We start from the raw sequence: 1241 nt of genomic DNA on the forward strand, positions 1-1241 counted from the left end.
TGGGATGCTGCCGGTCCCGTGGACACGACGATAAGATCGTGACCATGGGATTGGAGTTTTCCGATGAAGAGACGAACATTCAGCCGCGAGTTCAAGATCGAGGCTGTGAGGCTGGTGACCGATCGCGGCGTTGCCGTGGCGCAGGCCTGCCGGGATCTGGAGTTGTCGGAGAGCGTGCTGCGCCGTTGGATGCGCGAATTCGAAGGCGCGCCGTCCGGCGCATTTCCGGGACATGGCCGACTGGGCCAGGAGCAAGCGGAGATCGCGGCGCTGCGGAAGGAGGTCGCCCGTCTCAAGGCGGAGCGTGACATCTTAAAAAAGGCGACCGTGTTCTTTGCGCGGGATGCGACATGAAGTTCGCCTTCGTCGCACGGCACCGCCATGTCTGGCCCGTCAGCTGGATCTGCGCCGCCCTGCACGTGTCTCGTTCCGGCTTCCACGCCTGGCTGAAGCGGCCGCCGAGCGCGCGTTCGACCGAGGACGAGCGCCTCGGCGCGGTCATGCGCCGGAGCTTCAAGGACAGCGACCGGACCTACGGCGCGCGCCGGATCTGGCGCGACGTTCTCGAGGAGGGGCTGCCCTGCGGACTCCATCGCATCGAGCGTCTGATGAAGGAGAACGGGCTGCGCGCGCGGCCCCGCCGTCGGGGTCTGCCGAAGGACGACGGGGCACGATCCGTCATCGCCGACAACCTGCTGGCGCGGGAGTTCCGGGCGGATCGCCCCAACCAGAAGTGGCTGGCGGACTTCACCTACATCTGGACCGCGGAAGGCTGGCTCTATGTCGCCGCGGTACTCGACCTGTTCTCCCGGCGCATTGTCGGCTGGTCGATGAAGGCCGAGCGGGACGCCACCTTGGTCATGGACGCCCTGATGATGGCCGTCTGGCGCCGCGGAAAGGCTGACGCTCTACTGCATCATTCCGATCAGGGCAGCCAATACAGCAGCGACCAGTTCCAGAGGCTTCTCGCCGACCACGGCATCACCTGCTCGATGAGCCGGGCGGGCAACGTGTGGGACAACTCCGCGATGGAGAGCTTCTTCTCCACGCTGAAGACCGAGCGCACCGCCCGCAAGGTCTACCGCAGCCGGGACGCCGCACGCAGCGACGTCTTCGATTACATCGAGCGCTTTTACAACCCGAAGCGCCGCCACTCGAAACTGGGCTATCTCAGCCCGATGGAGTTCGAGGAACGCTCGGTGCTACCTTAACCTGCTGTCCACGGGACCGGCAGCATCCCA

At 65.4% G+C, this 1241-nt stretch carries 1 protein-coding gene; it reads left to right on the plus strand.

Annotated elements, in window-relative coordinates; all coding sequences use genetic code 11:
* Positions 1–63: 63 nt before the first annotated feature.
* Positions 64–1211 (plus strand): IS3 family transposase gene (locus DFP88_RS16770; protein WP_110815837.1). Its coding sequence is split into 2 segments (ribosomal slippage): positions 64–310 and positions 310–1211, totalling 1149 coding nucleotides; the frame shifts between segments, so codons are not numbered across the junction.
* Positions 1212–1241: the final 30 nt, after the last annotated feature.

Source organism: Pseudoroseicyclus aestuarii (assembly GCF_003217255.1).
Taxonomy (GTDB): domain Bacteria; phylum Pseudomonadota; class Alphaproteobacteria; order Rhodobacterales; family Rhodobacteraceae; genus Pseudoroseicyclus; species Pseudoroseicyclus aestuarii.